Raw genomic sequence first — 18,440 nt, forward strand, 5'->3', positions numbered from 1 at the left:
CAAGAGATACAGAAGGTCTTCACACAATGGCCACGATGCCACCGCAATAACGTTCCGTCATCCCATCACGAAAATCTTGCCAGATCCCACTTCTCCACCAAGTCGCGCCGCTACTCCACCACCCTCGGCGACCTCCGGCAGGTACGCACCGCGCACAGGGCCACCGAAGCACGCGAACGGCACGGACTCGCGGCCCTCGGCGACGAGACGACCCTCGTACTCGGTCACTGGCGGTTCGCCGGATCGGGCTACTCCCCCGGTGAGGCGATCATGGCCGAGCACATCCGCCAGAAGGTCGCCACCGCTCGGAAGATCGCCACCGAGCGGGAGGACGGGTGACAGCACCCGGACCGCCCGGCGAACGGCGGCTCTACCGCATATGCGACGCCATGCACCTGCTCAGCATGAGTCGCAGCGTGATCTACGAGCAGATCAGGGCGGGCCGTCTGCGCTCCGTCACCCAGGGTCGTACCCGGCTCATCCCGGCCTCGGCCATCTCCGACTACATCGCTCTACTCGAACGGGAAGCGAGGGCATCATGACCGCACGACGCAGCCGGGGAGACGGCGGCCTGCACTGGGACGAACAGCGAGAGCGCTGGATCGCCTCGGTGACGGTCGGCTACACCCCCGCCGGGAAGCGCATCGTCAAGAAGGCCAGCGGCAAGAGCAAGACGGAGGCCAAGGAGAAGCTCAAAGAGATCATCCGCGACTACGACGACGGCCTGGCCATCGCACCGGCGAACTACACGGTGACCGACGCCGTGAAGTACTGGCTGCAACATGGCCTGGCCGGACGCTCGGCGACCACGGTGAAGATGTACACCACGTTCGCCGACAAGCACGTGATCCCGGCGGTGGGAGCGCGCAAGCTGCGTGACCTGTCGGTGGAGGACGTCGACCGGTGGCTGGCCAGCAAGACGGGTGAGCTGAGCACCCGTTCTCTCAAGCTGATTCACGGCATCCTCAACCGGTCGGTGAAGAGCGCCATGCGCCGCGACAAGGTGAAGCGGAACGTCGTCGATCTCTGCGAGATCCCGGAGGGGCGCGAGGGTCGTACCTCCAAGGCACTCACGCTCGCGCAGGCCGGCTCCATCATCGCCCTGGCGGAGCAAGCCAATCCGCGCATGCGGGCGTACGTGGTGCTGTCGCTGCTGATCGGTGCTCGTACGGAAGAACTCCGCGCGCTTCTCTGGTCTCACGTCGTCGCGTTCGACGAAGAGCGCAAGGCGTGGTTGCCGGTCACCGAGACGGGCTGGGAGAACGAGCAGTTTGCGATCTACGTGTGGCGGTCCGTGCGGCAGAAGGGAGACACCAAGACCGTCAAGTCGCGTCGTTCTCTCAAGCTCCCTCGGCGGTGCGTGGACGCACTGCGGACTCTCCGGGAGGAGCAGGAGAAGGCTGGGACGGAAGCGGATCTTGTCTTCTCCACCTCGAAGGGCACCGCCATGAGCGCGGGCAACGTGCGCCGCGACGTGCGGAAGATCATTGAGAAGGCGGGACTCCGTGGCACCGACTGGACCCCTCGCGAGATGCGGCACAGCTTCGTCTCGCTGCTGTCGGACTCCGGCGTCCCGATCGAGGACATCTCCCGGCTCGTCGGGCACCGCAACACGGTGGTCACGGAGACGGTCTATCGGAAGCAGATCCGGCCGGTGCTCATGCAGGGGGCGGAGGCCATGGACGACATCTTCGGGAGTTAGTCACCCAGTTAGTCACTCACGCCCCGTCCTGAAGATCAGGAACGGGGCGTTTTGGCTGGTGGGCACTACTGGGTTCGAACCAGTGACATCTCGCTTGTAAGGCGAGCGCTCTACCGCTGAGCTAAGCGCCCGGGGAAATCCCGTTGGACAGACGGGATAACACTTTACGGCACCCGGGGGGACTTCAGTACATCGAGAGACCACGTGGTTCCCGCGTCGGTGAAGCCGGCGGCGCGCCAGCCGAGGAGGGCGGCGCCGAGCATGCCCGCTGACATGCCGAGGGCGGCCTGGCGCAGGGGTGGGGCCTGGCGGAAGGTGAGGCGTTCCTGGAGCCGTTCGGCCAGGGGGTCGGAGAGCAGGGGGCCTGCTTCGGCGAGGCCGCCGCCGAGGACGACGGCGGAGGGGTCGAGGAGAAGTGTGTAGGTGGCCAGGGCGAGGGAGAGCGCCTCGACCGCGTCTCCCCACACCTCCATGGCGAGAGGGTCACCGGAGGCGGTCAGGGCGGCGACCCGCTCGGCGGTGACAAAGACGGCGGCGGGAGAAGAGACAGCGGGAGAAGAGGAGGCGGCGGCGCGGGTGGAGTAGCGGCGGGCCACGGCGGAGGCGGAGGCGTAGGTCTCCAGGCAGCCGATCTGGCCGCAGGCGCACGGTTCGCCCTGCGGGAAGACCGGGATGTGGCCGATCTCGCCGCCCCAGCCGGCGCTCCCGCCGTACGGCTCGCCGTGCAGGATCGTGGCGCCCGCGATGCCGGTGCCGATGGGCAGGAACAGGAAGTCGGAGAGCTCGCGGCCGGCGCCGAGGACGCTCTCGGCGAGACCGCCGGTGCGGACGTCGTGCCCGAGCATGACGGGGACGTCCAGCGGGACGAGATCCGTCGCCGGGACGTCGCGCCAGCCGATGTTGGCGGAGTAGAGGGCCGCTTCGGCGGTGACCAGGCCGGGTACGGCGAGGCCGACCCCCTCCGGCGTGCCGCCCCCCGCGGCGGCGAGGTCGTCGATGAAGGAGCGGATCGTCGCGATGACGGCCGCCGGCCCCCTGTCGCGCGGGGTGGCGCGGCGGTCGGTGCGGAGGATCTCGCCGGAACGGGTGACGAGGCCGCCCTTCATCGATGTTCCACCGACGTCAAGGGCCACAACGAAGGAGCTCATGCACCTGTCCAGCGGATCGAAGGGGCGGGCCGAGCCCGACCCTAGCGCACGCCTGGCAGGCCGGAATGAGGGGATCTCCCCTCGCGTGAGGGATGCGTGAGTTACGCCGGATGAGCCGGATACGTGAGTGACGGCGGTGAGTCGCGCATCGCACCGGGGGCCTGTCTCGTCCGACCGGGACACGCCCGTGTTCGACGCGCGCGGCCAGGGGACCTCGAAACGGCCGACAGCTCAGGAAAGGGCTCGGGTGGCTCCAGGAAGAACGGCCGGGACGAACAAGATCCTTCAGGGGACCCGGCGCAGGACCCTGGCCAGGGCGGCCTCCACCTCGTCGGCCAGGCCGGGCGCGCAGGAGGCGGCCAGCCTGCCGTCGCCTCGCGCGAGCCGCACCGACCCGCAGGAGCGGCACTCCACCTCGCCCAGCCGGCAGATGAGCGCGACGGAGCCGCACGAGGAGCACCTGTCGAGGTCGGTTTCGTGGGTGCGCCGGCAGTCCGGGCAGATCAGCACCTGCGTCTCGTCGCGCACCCCGCGCGTCCACGGGCTGGCGCCACGGATCGGGTCGGTCTGCCTGGCCCCGCAGGAGAAGCAGGGCATGATCGCCTCCGAGAGGTCGGACCGGCAGGCACCTCGCGAATGGGCGTCCGCCGGATCACCGCTTAGGGAAGTTCGGCGAGCACCTTGTGGTACTCGGCGACGTCACGGGCCCGCGAGATCGGGTTCATGACGCGCCAGCGGACCACGCCCTCGCCGTCGATGACGAAGGTCCCGCGTCCCGCGCAGCCCTTCTCGTCATCGAACACACCGTATGCCCGCGCGACCTGTCCGTGCGGCCAGAAGTCGGAGAGCAGCGAGAAGGTGTAGCCCTTCTGGTCCGCCCACGCGCGGTGAGCGAAGATCGAGTCAACCGAGATCGTAAGAACTTTAACGTCTTCGGGCAGGTCGGCGACGAACTCGTCGCGGACGGCGTCGAGCTCGCTGCCGCAGACGCCGCTGAAGGCGAAAGGGTAGAAAATCAGCACGATCTTTTTGCCCCGATGCTCGGAAAGCTTGACCGGGGTGCCGTGCTGATCCCTCAGCTCGAAGTCGGGGGCCTGGCCACCCACCTCGATCGCCATGATCGGGGATCCTTTCGTCGGCTGACGGCAGGCGTCATCATCCTGCCGTACGGCCCGCGCGAGCCGTACGGCAGGGCGGACCCTTAGCGGCGCGCCTTGGGCGTCGCCAGACGCGTCCCCGACCAGTCGGGAGCGGCACTGATGCTGCTGGTCTGCGAAAGACCCGCAGTGGTCGCGTCTTCCCCGATGTCGCTCGGCTCCACGTGCCCGTCCCGGCCGGCTTTGGGAGTGAGCAGCCAGATCTGGCCGCCGTCGGTGAGGTTGGTCACCACGCTGCTCAGAGCGTCGAACAGATCGCCGTCACCGTCACGCCACCAGAGCAGCACGACGTCGACGACGTCCTCGAAGTCTTCATCGACCAGCTCGTTGCCGGTCAACTCCTCGATGGAGTCGCGCAGATCGTCGTCGGTGTCCTCATCCCATCCGACCTCCTGCACCACCTGACCCGGCTTGAGGCCGAGTCGTTCGGCCAGGCCGCGTTCGCCCTGCGCCTGACCCGCGGTCGCGCTCACGTTTGTCCCTCCTGCTTGAATGGCCCCGCAATCACACGGTGCTCAGAGTGCTTCGGCACAGTCCACACGCTGTGACCCTCAGTCGTCAACGGTCGCCACGGCAACGACTGGGCTACGTATGAATTAGTCCGACAAAAATGACAAACGGACCTGGCGTTCCCGATTGTCGACGTTGAGATCCACCACGGCGATGGACTGCCAGGTTCCCAGCGCGAGCCGCCCGGCGAGAACCGGGACGGTGGCGTACGGCGGAATGAGGGCGGGCATGACATGCGACCGTCCATGCCCTCGTGATCCGTGCGCATGCCTCCATCTGTCGTCGGCCGGAAGCAGATCCTCCAGGGCCGCGAGCAGATCGTCGTCGCTGCCTGAGCCCAGCTCCAGCAGCGCGACCCCCGCGGTCGCGTGGGGCACGAAGACGTTCAACAGGCCGTCGCCCCCACATGACCGGACGAAGCTCTCGCACTCGGAGGTGATGTCGTGCACCCGTTCCCGGGAACCCGTTACCACCTCGATCGTCTGAGATCTCACATACCGATCCTACGATCCATCGTGAGCTGCGATGACGGCCGCACCCGGTCCCGGGGACGCCGGGCGCCTCCGCCGCCGCCCGATCTCCCGCCGGCACGGAGACAAGATCGCTGTGTCCGGCTCCCGGAATGTCCCGGCCTGGACCGTTCCTCCGGTGGGAGAGGGCAGGGGGACGGTTTCTGAACATTCCACATGTCCTGGCCACGAGGGCGGGTGGTGACCTCGCGGACGGGCCGGTGCCCGCGGTTCCCGATCTCGCGTCACGCGGCGCCGTCCCCGGCCGGTGCGGGCGCGCCGGACCGGAGGTCTCTCCGCGACCGGAAGCGGCCGGGGAACGGCCGGGGAGCGGCCGGGGAGCGCCTCGCGGCCTTCCCGTCCCGGTGCGGGCCGGGGATCCCGGTGCGAGCGGGGGATCCCGGTGCGGGCCGAAGATCCCGGTGCGGGCCGGGGATCCCGGCACGAGCCGGGGATCGTCCTCCTGGCAGGGGGGCGAATCGTTACCACTTCGGCACGCAGCCCCACGGCCCCGGGCACCTTCCCCGCCTCCCGCCGCGTTCCTCCCCGTGAGAAGCCCTGTGAGAAGCCCCGTGAGAAGCCCCGGAGAAAGCCGATGCCCCCTCCCCGGGAAAACAGTGGGAAACAGGGCGAAAGCCGGTGTGGAAGGCTCCCGGTGGGCACTTCGGGAGAGGGTCGTACGTTGCGTGTGGGAAGGGTCTCGACCACGATGTCCGGACACGTCGCGCGACGGCGAGAGGTGCTTCCCCGATCCCGGGAGGACCCCGTAGGGGTCGCCCCCAGGACCCGCGGGACGGGCGCCGGGACAGGCGAGACGCGGGTCCCGGATTCCTAGGGGGTGGGGAACCTGTAAAAAGGGTGGAACCTCGATGTAACCTTTGGTGGCGATTCGTCCTACCATCGGTGGTCTAGGCCACTTTCGTATCACTGCCAGCAGGGATCTCCTGGTTACCGGTAAGTAGAGATGCACTTTCCGGGGTAAGCGACCAGGATGGAAGACGACCTACACCAGACAAAAGTCCATCCTCGGAAGGCGAGACCCAGTGGCTTCCGGACGCCAGCGTTTCTCGATCATCAGCGACGGCCTACCCAGCCAGCTTCCTGATGTCGACCCCAGCGAGACCCAGGAGTGGCTCGAGTCGCTCGACAACGTCATCAAGACGGAAGGTCGCACTCGGGCCCGTTATCTGATGCTCCGGCTCTTGGAGCGCGCCCGCGAACACCAGGTCGGGGTCCCCGGCCTGCGCAGCACCGACTACATCAACACCATCCCGCCGGAGCGCGAGCCCTGGTTCCCCGGCGACGAGTACGTCGAGCGCCGGATCCGCGCCTACACGCGCTGGAACGCGGCCGTGATGGTGACCCGGGCCAACGCCCGCACCAACGTCGGTGGGCACATTGCCACCTACGCCTCCGCCGCCTCGCTCTACGAGGTGGGTTTCAACCACTTCTTCCGCGGCAAGGACCACGGCGAGTCCGGCGACCAGGTCTTCTTCCAGGGCCACGCCGCACCGGGCATCTATGCCCGAGCCTTCCTGGAGGGCCGCCTCAACGAGGGCCAGCTCGACGCCTTCAGGCAGGAGCTCTCGCACGGGTTCAAGGGACTGCCCTCCTACCCCCACCCGCGCCTGATGCCCGACTTCTGGGAGTTCCCCACGGTCTCCATGGGTCTCGGCCCGATCGGGGCGATCTACCAGGCCCGGTTCAACCGCTACCTGCTGAACCGGAAGATCAAGGACACCAGCCGCAGCCACGTCTGGTGCTACCTCGGCGACGGCGAGATGGACGAGCCCGAGTCGCTCGGCGCGATCGGCCTGGCCGCCCGCGAGGAGCTCGACAACCTCACCTTCGTCATCAACTGCAACCTGCAGCGTCTCGACGGCCCGGTACGCGGCAACGGCAAGATCATCCAGGAGCTGGAGTCCTACTTCAGGGGCGCCGGCTGGAACGTCATCAAGGTCGTCTGGGGCCGCGACTGGGACCCGCTGCTCGCGGCCGACGTCGACGGCGTGCTGGTCAACAAGATGAACACCGTCCCCGACGGCCAGTTCCAGACCTACTCCGTCGAGGCCGGCGGATACATCCGCGAGAACTTCTTCGGTGACGACCCGCGCCTGCGCAAGATGGTCGAGCACCTGTCGGACGAGGACATCCGCAAGCTGTCGCGCGGCGGCCACGACTACCGCAAGGTGTACGCGGCCTACAAGGCGGCCCGCGAGCACGTCGGCCAGCCGACGGTCATCCTCGCCCAGACCATCAAGGGCTGGACCCTCGGCAAGGACTTCGAGGCGCGCAACGCGACGCACCAGATGAAGAAGATGTCGAAGGCCGACCTGAAGGAGTTCCGCGACCGGCTCTACCTGCCGATCCCCGACTCCGCGCTCGAGGGCGACCTCCCCCCGTACTTCCACCCGGGCGAGAACGACCCCGAGATCCAGTACATGAAGGAGCGGCGCGCGGCCCTGGGCGGGTTCCTGCCCAAGCGCGTGACGCGGGCCAAGCCGGTCAAGCTTCCCGGCGACGCCGCCTACGCGCAGCTGAAGAAGGGCTCGGGCAAGCAGAACGTCGCCACCACGATGGCGTTCGTCCGCCTGCTCAAGGACCTCATGCGCGACAAGGAGCTCGGCCACCGGTTCGTGCCGATCATCCCGGACGAGGCGCGCACCTTCGGTCTCGACGCGATCTTCCCGACGGCGAAGATCTACTCGCCGCACGGCCAGACGTACGAGGCGGTCGACCGCGAGCTGCTGCTGTCGTACAAGGAGTCGACCGAGGGTCAGATCCTGCACGAGGGCATCAGCGAGTCGGGCTCGATGGCCTCCACGATCGCGGTCGGCTCGTCGTACGCCACGCACGGCGAGCACATGATCCCGATCTACATCTTCTACTCGATGTTCGGCTGGCAGCGCACCGCCGACCAGATGTGGCAGCTCGCCGACCAGATGGGCCGGGGCTTCCTGCTCGGCGCCACCGCCGGCCGCACCACGCTGAACGGCGAGGGCCTGCAGCACGAGGACGGCCACACCCCGCTGATCGCCTCGACGAACCCGGCCGCGATCTCGTACGACCCCTCGTGGGGGTACGAGGTGGCCCACATCGTCAAGGACGGCCTGCGGAGGATGTACGGCGAGGAGCAGGAGAACGTCTTCTACTACCTGACCGTCTACAACGAGCCCTACCTCCAGCCCGCCGAGCCCTCGGACCTGGACGTGGCGGGCCTGCTCAAGGGCCTGTACAGGTTCGCCCCGGCTCCGTCCGTCTCCGGGCCGAAGGCCAACATCCTCGCGTCCGGCGTGGCCGGGCCGTGGGCGGTGGAGGCCCAGCGGATGCTGGCCGAGGACTGGGGCGTGGCGGCCGAGGTGTGGTCGGCCACCTCCTGGGCGGAGCTGCGCCGCGACGCGCTCGCCGCCGAGGAGCACAACCTGCTCAACCCCGAGGCCGAGAAGCGCGTGCCGTACGTCACGCAGGCGCTGTCGGCGGCCCAGGGGCCGTTCGTGGGCGTGAGCGACTACATGCGGGCGGTCCAGGACCAGATCGCCCAGTGGGTCCCCGGTGACTGGACCTCGCTCGGCACCGACGGCTTCGGCCTGTCGGACACCCGGTCGGCGCTGCGCCGCCACTTCCACGTGGACGCGGCCTCGATCACCCTGGCCGTGCTCACCCAGCTGGTCAACCGGGGCGAGCTCGACCAGGAGGTCCTGGGCGACGCCATCTCCATGTACCACCTGAAGAACGGCGTCACCGAGGCCGCGGGCGCCGAGAGCAACGACACCCAGTCCATGGGAGTTTGATCGTCCCCGGGCGGGTTCTCCTTTTCCATGGAGGGCCCGCCCGGTTAGTGTTGAATCGCTTCCCCCGGCGAACGATTCCAGGGGAGAGCTGTTCCATGGCAAGAATCCTTAGGGCGGCCGCGACGGTCACGGCCCTGTCAATCGCGCTCTCCGCCTGCGGCGGCGGTCCCGGCGAGGACGACGCCGGTGGCGGCGGTACCGGCCAGGGCAGTTCCGTCTCGGGCACCTCGGGACCGGTCGCCACCCCGACGACGACCACGGCCACCCCCGGTGAGGCGATCGCCTGGGGCCCGTGCACCGACATCAGGCGGCCCGGCGCCGAGACCCCCGCGAAGCCGGACCCCGCGCAGCAGTGCGGGAGGCTCAAGGTCCCGCTCGACTACGCCAGGCCGGACGGCGAGTCCATCGAGATCGCCGTCATCCGCGTCAGGGCCACCGACCCCGGCAGGCGGATCGGCTCGCTGGTCTTCAACTTCGGCGGTCCCGGCGCCTCGGGCGTCGACACCCTGGCCCAGGCCGCCAAGGCCTTCACCACCCTGAACGGCCGCTACGATCTGGTCAGCTTCGACCCGCGCGGGGTCGGCCGCAGCTCCGGCGTCCGGTGCGGGGACAGCGGGGTGATCGAACGGTTCACCGCGATGGACACCCTGCCCGCCAACGAGGCCGAGCGCGCCAGGAGCCGGGAGACCACCAAGGAGTTCGTGACGGCCTGCCAGCGGACCTCCGGCAGGCTGCTGCCCTACATCGGCACCGTGAACGCCGCCGCGGACATGGACCGCCTGCGCGCGGCCCTGGGCGAGCAGCGGCTGGACTACTTCGGCATCTCGTACGGGACACAGCTCGGCGCGGTCTACGCGACCAGGTTCCCGAAGAACGTGGGCCGGTTCGTGCTGGACGCCCCGCTGGACCCGAGCGTCACCCTGGCGACGCGCACGATGGTCCAGACGAAGGGGTTCCAGCACGCCTACGACGCCTTCCTGAAGGACTGCGCGAAGCAGCCCCGCGAGTGCGAGATCGGCAGCGACGCGACCATCGCCAACAAGAACGTCATCAAGCTCATGGACGACCTGAACGACAAGCCGCTCAAGGTCGGCAAGCGCCTCCTGACGCAGGGGCTGGCGGGCACCGGCATCGCCGCCGCGCTGTACTCGCGGATGACCTGGCCGCTGCTGGACCAGGCGCTGGCCCAGGCGTCGAAGGGCGACGGGCGGATCCTGCTGGCGCTGGCCGACAGCTACAGCGGCCGCCAGCCCGACGGGAGCTACACGACGCTCATGAGCAGCTTCCCGGCGATCAGCTGCGCGGACACCACGGAGCGGCCCACCCCCGAGCAGCTGAACGCGCTGGAGGACGAGACGCTGAAGGTCTCCCCGCTGTTCGGCGGCGCGGGGATGGGCCTGATCTGCTCGATGTGGCCGACCCCCGGCGACGACGCGGCCAGGCGGATCAACGCCACGGGCTCGGCGCCGATCCTGGTGGTCGGCGGCACCGGCGACCCCGCCACACCGTACGAGTGGGCCCCGAAGCTGACGGCCGAGCTCAGGACGGGCGTGCTGGCGACCTACAAGGGCGAGGGACACGGCGCCTACCTGTCGGGGAACGCGTGCATCAAGAAGGTGATCGACGCCTACCTGATCGACGGCAAGGTCCCGGAGCGGGGGGTCGTCTGCACCGGCTCGTGACCGGGCCTCCCCCGAACCGCCCGGCGGACCTCGGCAGGCCCCCGGGCGGGGCGGCCCGGTCCTGGAACGGGCGGATCCCAGCGGGCCCGGACCGGTCTCAGCAGGTCTCCAGGCGGGGCAGGTCGGTCTCGAAGCGGAAGCCGACCCTGCCGAGGTGCTTCTCGAGCAGGTCCTTCATGGTCCCGTCGGCGTACATCGAGGTGATCACTTCGTTGATCCTCCGGCAGGCCACGGGGTCCCCGGACCTGAGCGCCACGCCGTACCTCTCGGTGGTGAGCCCGAGCCCGGCGACCTCCAGCTTCACATCGCGCAGGCGGGCGCCGAAGCCGGCGATCAGCAGGTCGTCCCCGGCCATGGCGTCGGCGCGGCCGTCGGCCACCTGGGACGCGCACTGCGAGGGGTCCTTCCCCTCCACGGTGACGAAGTCGACGCCCTTCTCGCGGATCAGCGTGCCCGTGGTCTGGCCCGGGGACAGGCAGATCCTCCTGCCCCGCAGGTCCTTCAACGTGTCGATCTTCGCGCTGGCGCGGACGAGCACGTCGCGGTGGGCGATGTAGTACGGCCCGGCGAAGGCGACGCGGTCGCGGTCGGCGCCGTCGATGGAGAAGTTGGCGATCACGAGGTCGACTTTGCCCCGCTCCACCGCCTCCTCGCGGACGGTGTGCCCCACCGGCACGAACCTGAGCCCGTCGCCGGGCACCCCCAGGGCCGTGGCGAGGTGGGCGGCCACGTCGATCTCGAACCCCCGGGGCGGGTCCTCGCCCAGCGAGACCCCCGGCAGGCCCTTCCTGAACCCCACGCGGAGCCTGCCGGTCTCCCTGACCCGGTCGAGCAGGGGCGAGCCGGTGGAGACCTCCGGAGGCGAGGCGGACGGGGACGGGGAGAGGGGCGTGGGCGGGTGGGAGAGCGGGCGGGTGGGCTCGGCCCGCCCGCCCCGCGCGACGCCGAACTGGGAGAGCAGCACGGCGCCCGCCACGCCGAGGACCGCGACCCCTCCGGCGACCGCGGCGACGACCGCGGACCGGCGTCGCGCGGGCCGGACCCGCTTCTTCGGCCGCGTCAGGTCCCCGGTGGCGGCCCGCGCGCCCTCGGCCAGTTCCTCCTGCGAGGCCTCGAGAGTCTCCGCCCCGTCCACCGGGTGGCCGAGCAGGCGCTTCAGCAGCGTGTCGGAGGTGGGCCTGAGCGTCTGGTCCTTGTTCAGGCAGTCGGCGACGACCTCGCGCAGCCCGTCGGGCAGTCCGCTCAGGTCGGCCTCGTGGTTGATGACCCGGTTGAGCGTCGCCACGATCGTGTCGCTGCCGAAGGGGGCCCTGCCGGTGGCGGTGAAGACGATGGTCGAGCCCCAGGCGAACACGTCGGCGGGGAAACCCACCCGCTCTCCGGCGATCTGCTCGGGCGCCATGTAGGCGGGGGTGCCGACCGCGCGGGTGGTGATCGTACCGCTCTCGTCGATGATCTTCGCGATGCCGAAGTCGACGACGCGGGGGCCGTCGGCGGCGAGCATGACGTTGTCGGGTTTGAAGTCGCGGTGCGCGATGCCCGCGTGGTGGATGGCGGTGAGGGCGGTGGCGGTGCCGACGGCGAGGCGTTCGAGCGACTCCCCGTCGAGCGGCCCGTCGCGCTCGACGATCTCGCGCAGCGAGGGGCCCTCGATCAGCTCGCTCGCGATGTAGGGCGCCTCGCCGTCGAGGTCGGCGTCGAGCACCCTGGCGGTGCAGAAGGCGGCCACCCTGCGGGCCGCCGCCAGCTCGCGGGCGAAGCGGGAGCGCGCGTGGGTCTCCTCGGTGAAGCGCACGTGCAGCAGCTTGACGGCGGCGCGCTCGCCGTCGTCGGACTCGCCGAGGTAGACGACCCCCTGCCCGCCCTCCCCCAGTCTGCCCTTGAGCGCGTACGTCCCCAGCCGAGGCGGGTCCCCCGGCCGCAACGGTCTGATCTCCGGCACCGCGGACCCCTCGTTCCCTGTGCTTTGCCAGCACATTACACATCGGGACGGCGGTGATCGCCCCCCCTTCACCGGACGGCTGACGTGAGGACGATCCAGGCGAATTCGCTCAAGGAGTGTTCGCCATGCCCGTTCCCTCCCCGAAGGGAACTGCGCATGAGCGCCGCGCCGGCCGTCACTCGCTCCCGAAGCACTTCCGAAGCACTTCCGAAGCACTCCCTGAGCGCTCCCGGGGCGCCCGCGAGCCGCCGGGCAGGTGCGGCGCTCACGCGCCGCCCCGCGCGGGCACCTGTGGTTTCCCACGCGGACGAATTCCCGTGAAAGATTCGGATGACGGTTGAACAGACAAAACCACCTCGATAGCCTGTGGCGACGCATCTCATTGGAGCTCGATGGCCGCACGACCAAAACACCCAATGGCCTCACCACAGAGTCCTTCGGGCAAAACACCCCAGAAGTCCTCGGGTTTCAAGGCCTCTAAAGTGGTCACCCTCACCGGGATCGGTGTCGTCTCCCTGCTCCTGATCGGTTACTGCTCCGCGCAGGAGGACTACGAGGAGGTGGGCGCCGAGTGCGTCGACCTCAACAGCCGCCAGCCGGACGGCACCTACGCGGTCGTGGACGAGGACCACTGCGACGACGACCGCCACTACTACGGGTCACGCGGCGCCTACGGCTGGTACTACGGTGGCGTCAGATCCGGCACCCACATCCGGCAGGGCACCACCGTGCGTCCCTCGGACGTCCACATCACCAGCCGTAAGGGCACGGTGATCCAGCGGGGCGGCTTCGGCGGGCGCGGCGGATCGGGTGGCGGGAGCTGATCCGCCCCGATGAGCAGCAGGTGAGCAGGAGATGAGACGCGAGACCTCGCTCCCCCGCGACGACTGGGAGAGCGTCATCGAGGGCCACGGCCTGGCCTACCACCGCTCGGCCCACCCCGAGGGCCTCACCCGCCCGTACTGGGACGAGGCCGTCCAGTACGTCTTCTCCATGGACGAGGTCCTCGACCTGGAGAACCAGGTCGAGGAACTGCACCGGATGTGCCTGCACGCCGTGGAGCACGTCGTCGCCAAGGGCCGCTACGCCGACTTCGCGATCCCCGAGTGGCTCGCCCCGGAGATCGCCGCCTCCTGGGAGCGGAACGACCCGCACCTGTTCGGCCGTTTCGACCTGCGCTACGACGGCACCGGCCCCGCCAAGATGCTGGAGTACAACGCCGACACTCCCACCAGCCTCCTGGAGAGCTCGGTGGTGCAGTGGTTCTGGCTGCGCGACCGCTATCCCGACGACGACCAGTGGAACTCCATCCACGAGCGGCTGATCGCCAGGTGGCAGCAGATCTCGACCGGCCTGCCCACCGGGCCCACCCACTTCGCCTGGACCAACATGGACGAGTCGGGCGAGGAGGTGATGACCCTCGCCTACCTGCAGGAGACCGCCGACCAGGCGGGGCTCAAGACCGTCGCGGTGGCCATGGAGGACATCGGCTGGGACGACCTCAACCTCCGCTTCGTCGACATGGAGCGCAGGGTGATCCGCTCGCTCTGCAAGCTGTACCCGTGGGAGTGGGCCGTCGCCGACCCGTTCGGGACGCGGGCGGTGCGCCAGCAGGTCTCGACGACCTGGATCGAGCCGCTGTGGAAGATGCTGCTGTCCAACAAGGCGCTGCTCGCGGTGCTCTGGGAGCTGTACCCGCAGCACCCGAACCTGCTGCCCGCCTATCTCGACGGTCCCCGCGACATGTCCTCGTACATCGTCAAGCCGCTGCTCGGCCGCGAGGGCGCCAACATGCGGATCGTCACCCCCGGCGAGCACGTCGAGACCCCCGGCGGCTACGGCGCCGAGGGATACGTCTACCAGGAGTTCCGGGCACTGCCCGTCTTCGAGGGCTGGCGCCCCGTGCTCGGCGCCTGGGTCGTCCACGACGAGGCGGCGGGTGTCGGCATCCGCGAGACCTCGGGGTTCATCACCGACGACACGTCGTCATTCGTCCCGCACCGCATCGAACTCTGAGTCCCGGAAAGAGAAACAACACATGAGTCCCACCCCCGCGCCGGCCCTGACGTCCGTGCCCGCCGTGCCCGACGTGACGATCTCGCTCGCCGAGACCCTCGGGCGCGGCGCGCTCGCGATCGCCTCGTACGCCGCCCTCGGCGTGATCCTGCTGATCGTCGGCTTCTACGTGATCGACCTGGTCATCCCCGGCAAGCTCAGCAGGCTCATCAAGGAGGAGCGCAACCCCAACGCGACCCTGCTCACCGGCTCGGGGCTGGCGGCCGTCGGGCTGATCGTGGCGGCCTCCATCTGGTCCTCGGGCGGCGCCCTGCACGAGGGCCTGCTCGCGACGTTCGTCTTCGGCCTGGTCGGCATCGCCGTGCAGACCGTGGCGATGGTCGCGTTCGACAAGGTGGCGGGCATCTCGGTGCGCGAGCTGGTCACGGAGTCGGAGCTCCAGCCGGGCGCCCGGCTGCTGGCGGTCACCCACCTGGCCATCGGCCTGATCACCGCCGTCGCGGTCATCTGAGCCGCCGCACCGTCCGCACGTCCACACCCCGGCGGGCGCGCGGGACCCGTTCACGCGAGACGTGCGGAACCTGGTCGCGTGAGAGGTACGGGATCCGTTCACGCGAGACGTGCGGGGCCCGTTCGTGCGAGACGTACAGGATCCGGGTGCGCGCGCTGTTCCCGACCGCGGCTGGCGCATCTCGCGCGACCTGGCACTCTTAGTGGCGTGAGGGAGCGGAACGCACGAGGGTTCAGGAACGGCGGCGTCGTGACCGGGGAGGACGAGAGTGATCTCGACTCGGACCGGGTCCGGGAGGACACCACGCGCCGGTTGGAGCGGGCCATGGGCACGCTGGGCACGGCGGCCATGTCCCGGATGGACGACCGGCTCATGTGGTTCCGCGCGCTGTCGGCCGAGGACAGATCCTGGGTCGGGCTGGTGGCCCAGGCCGGGATCGCCGCGTTCGTGGAGTGGTTCCAGCACGCGGGCGAGGGCCGGCCGACGCCCAGCATCGAGTTCTTCGGCACCGCTCCCAGGGAGCTGAAGCGGTCCATCTCGCTGCAGCAGACCGTCGACATCGTGCGGGTCGTGGTCGAGGTGGTCGAGGCGCAGACCGGGGAGCTGGCCGCGCCGGGCGGGGAGGACCAGCTCCAGCAGGCGATGCTCCGCTACACCCGCGACGTCGCGTTCGCCGCCGCGCAGGTGTACGCGCGGGAGGCCGAGGCGCGTGGGGCCTGGGACGCGCGGCTGGAGGCTCTCATCGTGGACGCCCTGGTCCGGGGTGAGGTCGACGACGGCCTGCACTCGTGGGCCGCCGCGCTCGGCTGGACCTCCGCGCCCGTCGTGGTGCTGGCCGGGCAGACCCCCGACGACGACCCGCAGGCCGTGATCGACGCGCTGCGCGACCGGGGCCGCAGGTCGGGCCTGGACATGCTGGCCGGGGTGCAGGGGGACCGGCTGATCGTGATCGTGGGCGGGGCGGACAGCGTCGCCGCGGCGGCCAGGCACGTGGTGCCGCGCTTCGGCCCCGGCCCGATCGTGATCGGGCCCGAGGTCGCCGACCTGCACTCGGCCGCCAGCTCGGCACGGGCGGCGATGGCCGGGCTGCGGGCCGCCGCGGGGTGGCCGGACGCGCCCAGGCCGGTCCACGCCGAGGACCTGCTGGCCGAGCGGGCCATCGACGGCGACGCCGACGCCAGGGCGCAGCTGGTCGAGAACGTCTACCTGCCGCTGATCGGCACCCCGCTCCTCGACACCCTCGCGACCTACCTGGAGCAGGGCACCTCCCTGGAGGCGACGGCCCGGCTCCTGTTCGTCCATCCGAACACGGTGCGCTACCGTCTTCGTAAAATCACGGAGCTGACCGGCTACCAGCCGACCGAGGGACGGTCCGCCTTCACCCTCCAGGTGGGGCTGATTCTCGGACGTCTGTCCGAAACGCCGGCGACCTAGAGCTCTTTACTTAACCTTGACGAAACTCCCGCTGTAGCTTCCCTACAAAGAAGTAGGGACAAACTTCGTCTGGATCTCCATCCATGTAGTGAACCTCTACAGGGCAGGCTGGATTTTGTGCTCGTCATCGTCGCTCCGGGCCAGGGTGCCCAGACTCCAGGCTTTCTCAGCCCATGGCTCGAACTACCGGGCGTGGCCGATCGGCTGACCGCATGGTCGGATCTGGCCGGCCTCGATCTGATCGCCTACGGGACCACCGCCGACGCGGACGAGATCCGTGACACCGCCATCGCGCAGCCACTGCTCGTGGCCGCCGGCCTGGCCGTCGCCGAGGTTCTCGGGGCCTCCCCCGACCTCGTCGCCGGGCACAGCGTGGGCGAGTTCACCGTCGCCGCCCTGGCCGGAGTGATCACTCCCGAGCAGGCCGTCGGCCTCGTCCGCGAGCGCGGCCAGGCCATGGCCAAGGCCGCGACGATCACCGAGACCGGCATGTCCGCCGTCCTCGGCGGCGTCGAGGAGGAGGTCCTGGCGGCCATCGCCGACAAGGGCCTCACCCCCGCCAACATCAACGGCGCCGGGCAGATCGTGATCGGCGGCACGCTGGAGCAGCTGGCCGCCTTCAAGGCCGAGCCGCCCGCGCGGGCCCGGGTGATCGCACTGTCGGTCGCCGGCGCGTTCCACACCGAGCACATGGCCTCCGCGGCCGGCCACCTGCGCGAGGCCGCCGCGGGCATCACCCCGGCCGACCCCTCCGTCACGCTGCTGTCCAACAGCGACGGCGCGGTGGTCACCAGCGGCGCCGAGTTCATGGAGCGCCTGGTCACCCAGGTCGCCAACCCGGTGCGCTGGGACGCCTGCATGGCCACGATGGCCGAGCGCGGCGTCACCACGATGATCGAACTTGTCCCCGGCGGCACGCTCACCGGCCTGGCCAAGCGTGCTCTGCGCGGGGTGACGACCGTCGCCCTGAAGACCCCCGACGACCTGGAGGCCGCGCGAGCCGCCCTTGAGTCGAATGAGGAGCGGTGATCGACGAATGAGGATCTCACAGGGCTCGCCGGGCGCGAGGGTTCTGGCCTTCGGCCACTACCAGCCCTCCAACGTGGTCACCAACGACGACCTGTCGGCGACCATGGAGACCAATGACGCCTGGATCCAGAGCCGCGTCGGCATCAAGGAGCGCCGGATCGCCCCGGACAGCGAGTCCGAGATCGACCTGGCCGTGCAGGCGGGCGGCAAGGCCCTCGCCGCGAGCGGCCTGTCGGCCTCCGACATCGACCTGGTGATCGTCGCCACCTGCACGCTGGAGACGCAGATCCCCAACGCCGCGGGCCGGGTGGCCACGCGGCTCGGCATCGACGCCCCCGGCGCGTTCGACGTCAACACCGCCTGCTCTGGCTTCTGCTACGCGCTCGCGGTCGCCAACGACGCGGTCCGCGCGGGCTCGGCGACCCACGTGCTCGTCGTCGGCACCGAGAAGCTCTCCCAGTGGATCGACTGGACCGACCGGGCCACCGCGGTGATCTTCGCCGACGGCGCGGGCGCCGCGGTCGTCGGCCCCTCCGACACCCCGGGCATCGGCCCCGTGGTGTGGGGCAGCGCCGGGGACAAGTTCGACGCGATCATCATCAAGGACCGCGACTCCTTCCTGCACCAGGAGGGCCAGACCGTGTTCCGCTGGGCGACCACCACGCTTCACCCCATCGCCAAGGAGATCTGCGACCGTGCCGGGGTGGATCCGGCCGACCTCGCCGCCTTCGTACCCCACCAGGCCAACCTGCGCATCATCGAGACGATCGCCCGCAAGCTCGGCGCGGACAACGCCGTCGTCGCCAAGGACATCGTCCTGGCGGGCAACACCTCCGCCGCCTCGATCCCGCTCGCCCTGTCCCGGATGATCGAGCGTGGCGAGGTGCGGTCGGGCGGGCTCGCCCTGCTGCTGGGCTTCGGCGCGGGCCTGACCTACGCGGGCCAGGTCATCGAGATCCCCTGAAGAATCCCCCCAGAACTTCCGCGCGGCCCCGCCGCACGGGAAACA

The 18,440-nt window shown here is 69.8% G+C and carries 17 protein-coding genes and 1 tRNA gene; 11 read left to right on the top strand and 7 right to left on the bottom strand.

Annotated features, from left to right (window positions below; all coding sequences use genetic code 11):
* The 3 genes from ACFYWM_RS22145 to xerC form a co-directional block, all read left to right on the top strand.
* A partial coding sequence (locus tag ACFYWM_RS22145; RefSeq protein WP_389917328.1) for a replication initiator occupies positions 1 to 339 on the top strand: 339 nt, incomplete at its 5' end.
* Positions 336 to 542, top strand: coding sequence for a helix-turn-helix domain-containing protein (locus ACFYWM_RS22150; RefSeq protein WP_030926264.1), 207 nt, complete (start codon positions 336 to 338; stop codon positions 540 to 542). The genes ACFYWM_RS22145 and ACFYWM_RS22150, both read left to right, overlap by 4 nt.
* Positions 539 to 1,702, top strand: a complete 1,164-nt coding sequence (gene xerC, locus ACFYWM_RS22155; RefSeq protein ID WP_389917329.1) for a tyrosine recombinase XerC — start codon at positions 539 to 541, stop codon at positions 1,700 to 1,702. The genes ACFYWM_RS22150 and xerC overlap by 4 nt, the downstream gene beginning before the upstream one ends.
* A 56-nt stretch (positions 1,703 to 1,758) precedes the next feature.
* On the opposite strand, the gene ACFYWM_RS22160 is transcribed toward xerC, so the two are convergent.
* From ACFYWM_RS22160 to ACFYWM_RS22185, 6 genes are all read right to left on the bottom strand, one after another.
* Positions 1,759 to 1,833: transfer RNA gene (locus ACFYWM_RS22160), tRNA-Val, on the bottom strand.
* A gap of 33 nt (positions 1,834 to 1,866) precedes the next feature.
* Positions 1,867 to 2,850, bottom strand: coding sequence for an ROK family protein (locus ACFYWM_RS22165; protein WP_389917330.1), 984 nt, complete (start codon positions 2,848 to 2,850; stop codon positions 1,867 to 1,869).
* A 285-nt stretch (positions 2,851 to 3,135) separates the two neighbouring features.
* Positions 3,136 to 3,447: a hypothetical protein gene (locus ACFYWM_RS22170; RefSeq protein ID WP_389917331.1), complete on the bottom strand. Its 312-nt coding sequence runs from the start codon at positions 3,445 to 3,447 to the stop codon at positions 3,136 to 3,138.
* A 62-nt stretch (positions 3,448 to 3,509) separates the two neighbouring features.
* Positions 3,510 to 3,968 (bottom strand): peroxiredoxin, encoded by a 459-nt coding sequence (locus tag ACFYWM_RS22175; protein WP_389917332.1) that lies wholly within the window; start codon positions 3,966 to 3,968, stop codon positions 3,510 to 3,512.
* 83 nt (positions 3,969 to 4,051) lie between these two features.
* A complete protein-coding gene (locus tag ACFYWM_RS22180) occupies positions 4,052 to 4,480 on the bottom strand; it encodes a DUF3052 domain-containing protein (RefSeq protein WP_329084203.1) in 429 nt (142 codons plus the stop codon).
* 123 nt (positions 4,481 to 4,603) lie between these two features.
* Positions 4,604 to 5,011: a secondary thiamine-phosphate synthase enzyme YjbQ gene (locus ACFYWM_RS22185; protein WP_389917333.1), complete on the bottom strand. Its 408-nt coding sequence runs from the start codon at positions 5,009 to 5,011 to the stop codon at positions 4,604 to 4,606.
* A gap of 1,058 nt (positions 5,012 to 6,069) precedes the next feature.
* Between ACFYWM_RS22185 and aceE the strand changes: the two genes are divergently transcribed.
* Both aceE and ACFYWM_RS22195 read left to right on the top strand, forming a co-directional pair.
* Entirely contained in the window at positions 6,070 to 8,817 is a 2,748-nt protein-coding gene (aceE, locus tag ACFYWM_RS22190; protein ID WP_389917334.1) for a pyruvate dehydrogenase (acetyl-transferring), homodimeric type, read from the top strand.
* A 95-nt stretch (positions 8,818 to 8,912) separates the two neighbouring features.
* Positions 8,913 to 10,499 (top strand): alpha/beta hydrolase, encoded by a 1,587-nt coding sequence (locus ACFYWM_RS22195; RefSeq protein ID WP_389917335.1) that lies wholly within the window; start codon positions 8,913 to 8,915, stop codon positions 10,497 to 10,499.
* 97 nt (positions 10,500 to 10,596) lie between these two features.
* Here the strand turns inward: ACFYWM_RS22195 and ACFYWM_RS22200 are convergent, their stop codons facing one another.
* The gene (locus ACFYWM_RS22200) at positions 10,597 to 12,441 is read right to left on the bottom strand and encodes a serine/threonine-protein kinase (protein ID WP_389917336.1); all 1,845 of its coding nucleotides are present in this window, start codon (positions 12,439 to 12,441) and stop codon (positions 10,597 to 10,599) included.
* A gap of 482 nt (positions 12,442 to 12,923) precedes the next feature.
* Between ACFYWM_RS22200 and ACFYWM_RS22205 the strand changes: the two genes are divergently transcribed.
* From ACFYWM_RS22205 to ACFYWM_RS22230, 6 genes are all read left to right on the top strand, one after another.
* Complete coding sequence (locus ACFYWM_RS22205) at positions 12,924 to 13,265, top strand: hypothetical protein (protein WP_389917337.1); 342 nt, start codon at positions 12,924 to 12,926, stop codon at positions 13,263 to 13,265.
* 31 nt (positions 13,266 to 13,296) lie between these two features.
* Positions 13,297 to 14,457, top strand: a complete 1,161-nt coding sequence (locus ACFYWM_RS22210) for a glutathionylspermidine synthase family protein (RefSeq protein ID WP_389917338.1) — start codon at positions 13,297 to 13,299, stop codon at positions 14,455 to 14,457.
* A 22-nt stretch (positions 14,458 to 14,479) separates the two neighbouring features.
* Positions 14,480 to 14,968, top strand: coding sequence for a DUF350 domain-containing protein (locus ACFYWM_RS22215; RefSeq protein WP_389917339.1), 489 nt, complete (start codon positions 14,480 to 14,482; stop codon positions 14,966 to 14,968).
* Between the two features lie 324 nt (positions 14,969 to 15,292).
* Positions 15,293 to 16,402 (top strand): PucR family transcriptional regulator, encoded by a 1,110-nt coding sequence (locus ACFYWM_RS22220; protein WP_389917529.1) that lies wholly within the window; start codon positions 15,293 to 15,295, stop codon positions 16,400 to 16,402.
* Between the two features lie 117 nt (positions 16,403 to 16,519).
* Positions 16,520 to 17,431, top strand: coding sequence for an ACP S-malonyltransferase (locus tag ACFYWM_RS22225; RefSeq protein WP_389917340.1), 912 nt, complete (start codon positions 16,520 to 16,522; stop codon positions 17,429 to 17,431).
* Positions 17,432 to 17,438: 7 nt separating this feature from the next.
* Positions 17,439 to 18,395 carry a beta-ketoacyl-ACP synthase III gene (locus tag ACFYWM_RS22230; protein WP_389917341.1) on the top strand — a complete coding sequence of 319 codons (957 nt, stop codon included), beginning with the start codon at positions 17,439 to 17,441 and terminating at the stop codon, positions 18,393 to 18,395.
* Positions 18,396 to 18,440: the final 45 nt, after the last annotated feature.

The organism is Streptosporangium sp. NPDC002721, assembly GCF_042888905.1.
Lineage (GTDB): Bacteria > Actinomycetota > Actinomycetes > Streptosporangiales > Streptosporangiaceae > Streptosporangium.